The sequence below is a fragment of the Terrabacter sp. GCM10028922 genome, from assembly GCF_042666095.1.
GTDB lineage: Bacteria > Actinomycetota > Actinomycetes > Actinomycetales > Dermatophilaceae > Terrabacter.
On record NZ_JBHTFG010000036.1, the window covers coordinates 393682 to 399681 of the forward strand.

Annotated in this window: 5 protein-coding genes and 3 pseudogenes; 1 reads left to right on the forward strand and 7 read right to left on the reverse strand. The window is 68.3% G+C overall.

Annotated features, from left to right (window positions below; translation table 11 throughout):
• Positions 1 to 53 precede the first annotated feature (53 nt).
• The 7 genes and pseudogenes from ACFQU3_RS24340 to ACFQU3_RS24370 form a co-directional block, all read right to left on the reverse strand.
• On the reverse strand, positions 54 to 545 hold the full coding sequence (locus ACFQU3_RS24340) for an Lrp/AsnC family transcriptional regulator (RefSeq protein ID WP_385914748.1): 492 nt from the start codon (positions 543 to 545) through the stop codon (positions 54 to 56).
• A 218-nt stretch (positions 546 to 763) separates the two neighbouring features.
• Positions 764 to 1630, reverse strand: coding sequence for an oxidoreductase (locus ACFQU3_RS24345; RefSeq protein ID WP_385914751.1), 867 nt, complete (start codon positions 1628 to 1630; stop codon positions 764 to 766).
• A gap of 108 nt (positions 1631 to 1738) precedes the next feature.
• Positions 1739 to 1897: an aldehyde dehydrogenase family protein gene (locus ACFQU3_RS24350; protein WP_385914754.1), complete on the reverse strand. Its 159-nt coding sequence runs from the start codon at positions 1895 to 1897 to the stop codon at positions 1739 to 1741.
• 94 nt (positions 1898 to 1991) lie between these two features.
• A pseudogene (locus tag ACFQU3_RS24355) lies at positions 1992 to 2054 on the reverse strand (hypothetical protein); the annotation flags it as partial.
• A 139-nt stretch (positions 2055 to 2193) separates the two neighbouring features.
• Positions 2194 to 3126 (reverse strand): annotated as a pseudogene (locus ACFQU3_RS24360) (aldehyde dehydrogenase family protein); the annotation flags it as partial.
• A gap of 236 nt (positions 3127 to 3362) precedes the next feature.
• Positions 3363 to 4031 (reverse strand): haloacid dehalogenase type II, encoded by a 669-nt coding sequence (locus ACFQU3_RS24365; RefSeq protein ID WP_385914757.1) that lies wholly within the window; start codon positions 4029 to 4031, stop codon positions 3363 to 3365.
• Between the two features lie 329 nt (positions 4032 to 4360).
• Positions 4361 to 5527 (reverse strand): ROK family transcriptional regulator, encoded by a 1167-nt coding sequence (locus ACFQU3_RS24370; protein WP_385914760.1) that lies wholly within the window; start codon positions 5525 to 5527, stop codon positions 4361 to 4363.
• A 173-nt stretch (positions 5528 to 5700) separates the two neighbouring features.
• On the opposite strand from ACFQU3_RS24370, the pseudogene ACFQU3_RS24375 reads away from it, so the two are divergent.
• Positions 5701 to 6000, forward strand: a pseudogene (locus tag ACFQU3_RS24375) (aspartate aminotransferase family protein); the annotation flags it as partial.

Consider the following 6000-nt stretch of genomic DNA (forward strand, 5'->3'; position numbering starts at 1 on the left):
GCGAGCCGTGCCGGTCTTTGATCGGCTGCTGGGGTCGAAGCTCCACTGACGACTCAGTCAGCCCCCTCGGTCTGCGCGCTCGGCAGCAACCATGAGCGTCGTGGCGTCTCGTTGAGCACCAGGAAGGTGCGGATGCCGGCGATGCCGGGGACCCGCCGCAGGTCGTTCTGCAGGAACGTTCGCAGGTGGTCCGCGTCGCGGAACCTCGTCAACAGGACCATGTCGAACTCGCCCGCCAGGTCCGCCGCGAACTCCACCTCGGGCATCTCGTCGAAGGTGGACGCGAACTCCGACCATCGCCAGAACTTCTCCGTGCTCGCCCGCAGCAGCACGAGCGCGGCAAGGGAGAGTCCGACCTTGTAGGGGTCCACGGCCACCGTGAGGCTCTGGATGACGCCGGCTTCACGGAGCTGGGCCAAGCGCGCGTAGGCCGTGCCCCGTGACACCCTTGCCGCCTTGCACAGGGTCTCGACAGGGGCCCGCGCATCGGCTTGAAGAGCCCCCAGGAGGGCCAGATCGATGTCGTCCACCGCAACTTTCGGCACGACTTCCTCCTCGATTCCGAACGACCCGCAACCCTCCGACCGTACGCGAGCCGCTCGGACGCCCCGGCCGCCTGCGACGAACGGCCCAACGAACAGCGGGATTCAGGCCGTCGTCAGGTCAGACGACGCCGCGCGGTGCTGCTCTGAGTCACGGCACGACGTGTGCCGTCTCCTCCCCGTCGGGGTCGCAGCACGCTCGTCCGCGAGCAGGACCAGCGTCACGCCGCTGCGGCCAGCTCAGCGAGCTCCTCCTCCGTCAGCTCGAAGTCGGCCGTGGCCATGTTCTCCTCGAGGTGCGCGACCGACGACGTACCTGGGATGAGCAGGACGTTGTCGGCGCGGGCGAGCAGCCAGGCCAGACCGACCCGGGCCGCCGGCACCCCACGACGCGCGGCCAGGGCCGTCACGACCGGCTGGTCCGTGACCTTTGGCAGGTGCGGGAAAGCCGATCCCAGAGGGAAGTACGGCACGTAGGCGATGCCCGCCTCGGTGCACGAGTCAAGCACGTCGGAGTCCTTCTGGTCGACGAGGCTGAACGGGTTCTGCACACAGACGATCTCGGTGATGGCGCGCGCCGCGGACAGGTCCGCGCCCGACACCGTCGAGAGGCCGACGCCGCCGATCTTGCCCTCGTCACGCAGGGCGGCGAGCTCGGCCACCTGGTCCTCCAGGGCCACGTCGTCGCTCCCGTCGGCGTACTCGTCCATGCGGCGCAGGTTGACCGCCGTCAGGTGGTCGACGCCCAGCGTGCGCAGGTTCTCCTCGACATCGGCCCGCAGCTCGGCGGGAGTCTGGGCCGGCAGCCAGGCACCGGACTCGTCGCGGCGTACACCGACCTTCGAGACGATCGCGAGGTCAGCGGCATACGGGTGGAGGGCCTCGCGGATGAGCTCGTTGCTGACCTCGGGACCATAGAACTGCGCCGTGTCGATGTGGTTGACGCCTCGCTCGACCGCACGGCGTAGCACGCGCAGCGCCTCGTCACGGTCACGCGGGGGTCCCATGACGCCGGGTCCGGGGAGCTGCATGGCTCCGAAGCCGACGCGTCGTACCGTGCGGCCTGCCAGGGGGAAGGTTTCGGTCATCCCATGGACGCTAGGCCTTCGAGCGCGCTCCAACGCAAAGCGGCCGGCAGCCAACCGGGCTCTCGGGGTCCCCTGATGTGTGCGCGTGCCGGCGCCTCTCGGCTGCTTTCAGCGGGCGAGGTTGACGATGACGTTCTTCGGCTCGGTCATGGCCTCGACCGCGAAGCGCACGCCTTCGCGGCCGATGCCCCAGCCCTTGAAGCCGCCGAACGGCATGGCATCGATGCGGAAGTCGCTGGTCCCGTTGATGATCACGCCGCCGGCCACCAGCTTGCCTGCAACGTGGAGGCCGGTAACCAGCGACTCCGGTGAAGACACCTGCTTGGAGGGCGTACGCGGTGTCGTTCGCCTGGCGCACGGCCACGTCGAGTGTCGCGAACGGAATGATGGACACGACCGGCCCGAAGATCTCCTCGGTGAGCACGATCGACCCTGCCTGACGTCGGTGAGAATGGTCGGGTGCACGAACGCGGCGTCGCGAGTGCCGCCCGTCCGGATGACGGCCCCTGTCCGACCGCCTCGGTCACCCAGCTCTCGACGCGACGCGCTTCGGCCTCCGTGATCAGCGGCCCGACGTCGGTGGCCTCGTCGGTCTTGCTGCCCACGACGAGCTGTCGGGTGGCGTGGACGGCTGCATCGACGAAGGCGTCGAACCTCGACTCGTGGACGTACACGCGCTGGACCGACAGGCAGTTCTGGCCGGCGACACCGAACGCCCCCAGCACGACCTCGCTCACGGCAGTGGACAGGTCCGCATCGGCGCAGACGATCGTCGGGTTGTTGCCGCCGAGCTCCATCAACAGCTTGCGTGGCCCTGCCGCAGCGCTGATCTTCGCGGCCGTTGCGGGCCCACCGGTGAACGAGATGAGGTCGACTCGGGGATCACTCACCAGGGCGCTGCCGGTCTCGGAGCCACCGGGTACGACGGCGATGCGACGCGCAGGCACGCCGGCCTCGATGAGGACCTCGGCCAGCGCCAGTGCTGTCAGTGGCGTGTAGGTCGAGGGCCTGATCACCACACCGTTGCCGCCGATGAGTGCCGGCCCGACCTTGTGGACGACCAGGTTGAGCGGATCGTTGAACGATGTGAGGGCGGCGACCACGCCGACCGGCTCGCGGGTGAACCACCCGAGCTTGCCCTGCCCCCGCCTCGTCGCGTCGAACGGAAGCGTCTCTCCGGTCAGGACACCCCCGGCCTCGGCGGACAGGCGCAGGGTCTCGACCGCACGCTGGACCTCACTCTTCGCCTGGGCGACCGTCTTGACGCCTCGGAAGTGATGAGGTGGGCGAACCGACTCTCCGACCCGGCGAGCAGCTCGGCCGCGCGCCGAAGGGTGTCGCTGCGGGCCCAGAGCGGCCACTCGTCCAGCACGACCGTCTCCGCGACGCCCGCCACGGCGACGGCGACATCTGCCGGCGTGACCTCCGCGACGAAGCCGATGAGGCTTCCGTCCTCGGGGTCCCGCACGGCCGACGTCAGATCGGTCGTTCGCCACGTGCCGTCGATCAGGGCGCCGCCCGGCGGCAACGAACCCTCGAGCGCGGCGATCGCGTGGCGGGATGACGCGGATTCGGCCGGGGCGGATGACTCACATTTGTACATGCGGGCTCCTGGCTGGATCGATCGATGACGTTCGCGTCTCGGCCGATCCTCCACAGTGAGTAGCGACTCTGCTGGGGAGGACCGGCCGGAAGGGGACCACTGACTGCTGGAGGTGCGGCCGCGCGGCCGTCAGAGGCCGAGCAGCGGGGGCACCTGGGAGAGCAGGTTGACCTCGTAGTAGTTGTAGCCGGGGGTCGAGGGCTCGAACCCGCGGTTGACATGGACCGTGTTCGTGACGCCGAGGTCGTTGGCGACCATCAGGTCATAGCGCGGGCTGGCAGAGATGTGCAGGACGTCCTGAGGACGGCAGCCGAGCTGGTTGAACATGTAGTCGAACGCCTTGAACCGGGGCTTGTAGGCCTGCGCCTGCTCGGCGGTGAAGACCGCATGGAACGGCGCACCCAGCTTTTCGACGTTGCTCATCACCTGGTCGTCGGCGGCGTTGCTGAGGATGACCAGGGGGTAGCGCGAGGCAAGTGTGCGCAGCGCCTCCGGGACCTCCGGCCAAGGCCCCCAGGTGGGAATGGCGTCGACGATGGCCTGGCTGTCGGCCTTCCGGAAGGGAAGGTTGAACCGCTCGAGGGCCTTGCGGAGCGAGTCGTGGATGATGTCGGGGAACGGCTTCCAGGGCTCCATGACCTCGTCGAGGCGCTGCCGGGCGAAGATCTTGAGGAAGTCCTCCATCTGGTCGGCCGGGACGACGTCCGCGAGCAGCTCCCGGGTCATCGTGTTGAGGTGCCAGCGAATCAGCGTGCCGTGCATGTCGAAGGTGATGTATTTCGGCTCGAAGTCGAGCATCTGGGTCTCTCCTCTGGTCAGTCAGGGGTTGAGGTGGAGCGGGGTACGTCCATCGACGATATCACAATTCGTTCCAGTTCCACCCTGAAACTTTTGAGAAGTGCTCTTCCATCCCCGCATCGACCACCACATCCACCGCCGGGCGGGGTTGGGCGCCGGCAGCTGCACCTCCCGTCTGTGGACGAGAACGCGGTGCATCCGTCGCCCACGGGCACCACCGTGTGGGTGGCGTAGCCGGAACGCCCCGACGCCAGGAAGACACGGCGTCGGCGACCCTCCAGCGGCCGTGGCCGGCGGACGGGGGCGTGTCGACGCAGTCGTGAGGCCGACTAGAAGGCGGGTGCGGCCTGCCGTGGACGTCCCTGGCGACGCGCCTCGAGCACCGTGTCGCGTAGCCGGCTGTGAGCGGTTGCCAGGCCCTCGCGTGCGGCCCCTTGTGCCACCGACAGGCCGAGGACCTGTGTCACGACTCTGATCTCGGGGGTTGTCGGAAGGCTCTCGTCGAGTCGCCTGCGGACCTCGGGGAGCACTTCGTCGACGAGTGGACGAAGTCGCCCCACGAAGTACACCGACTCCGGATCGAGCGTCACGGCAACGGCACTGACGGCGGTCACGATCGCCGTGGTGAACGCCTCCAGCACCTCGGCGCGGGACGCTTGGCCGGGTGGCTCCAGCCAGAGTGCTTCGATGCGCTCGAGGTCGACGCCTCGTCCGCCGGCGAACCGAAGGAGACCGCTCGTGCTCAGCAGGTCGCCGAGATGCTCCTTGCCGACCCCGGACGACAGGACACCAAGATCGCCGAATGCAGGCGTACGCCCCCGGGCGACCTCCCGACCGGCGCAGCTGGCGAACGTGACCATGGTGCTGACGATGAAGAGCGCGGCGTTCTCGACCGTCGGGTCATCGGCGAGGATGTCGAGCAGGGACGCGTTGGCGTCGCTGTCCAGCAGCACGGGAGCGGCGACGCGATCCTCGATGGCTCGGTGAAAGTGGGAGCCGGCGAAGATCTTCCTGGACTCCATCGTGGCGAAGATCTCCCTGCCCTCCCGTACGCGACCCGGAACCGCCGCCACGATCTGGCGCAGCGGCCCTTCTGCGGAGGCACTGCATTGGCCGACCAGGTCGACCAGCCATCCCGCCACGCTTTCGACGTCGTCCTCGGGCGTCGTCGGAGCGATCACGTGCTTGATCTCGCGGCCCCTGAGGTCGGTCACCAGGACACAGCTGGTCTGGGCGCCGACGCTGATCCCGACCACGTGCCCCGCCGTGCCGGGGAGGTCGAGGAAGGTGGATCGACGACCGCGGCCGGTGACGACATCCATCTCGCCGTCGGTGAGGAAACCATCGGCGCGAAGCTCCTCCACCGCCCTGGACACTGTCGCCTTGCTCAAGCCGGTGGCCTCGATCAGCTCGTTGCGGGTCAAAGGTGCCTGCGAGAGGACGACATCGAGGACGGACGCCTTGTTGTAGTCGCGCGACGTGGGGTTGCTGCTCACGGCATGACCATAGCGAGCCGGGGTGCACCATCAGCCGAGCAACCGATCACACGGGCGACGAATCGACGGGCAGAGCACGTACCGTGTTTTAGATTGGAACTGGAACAAATAATGGTATGGTCGATCCGGAGCAGGGAACGTCCCGCTCAGGAGAGACGAAGGGTGTGTCGCTGATGACGTCGACGCTGAGCCGGGCGCTGGTCAACTACCCCAACCGGTTCGACCCGGCGGTGCTGGGCGGGCTGCCCGAGCGCCAGCGGCAGCTGATCGCCCGCCGGGACAAGGTCCTCGGACCGGGCTACACGCTGATCTACCGTGAGCCGGTCGAGTTCGTCTCCGGTCACGGGGCGCACCTGATCGACCGCGACGGCAACGACTACCTCGACGCGTACAACAACGTGCCGTGCGTCGGGCACGCCCACCCGCACGTGGCCGAGGCCGTGGCCCGCCAGATGGCCGCGGTCAACACCAAC

Coding starts and splice junctions, on each gene's coding strand:
- ACFQU3_RS24345 (WP_385914751.1), bottom strand. CDS start 1,630: ATGACCGAAACCTTCCCCCTGGCAGGCCGCACGGTACGACGCGTCGGC.
- ACFQU3_RS24365 (WP_385914757.1), bottom strand. CDS start 4,031: ATGCTCGACTTCGAGCCGAAATACATCACCTTCGACATGCACGGCACG.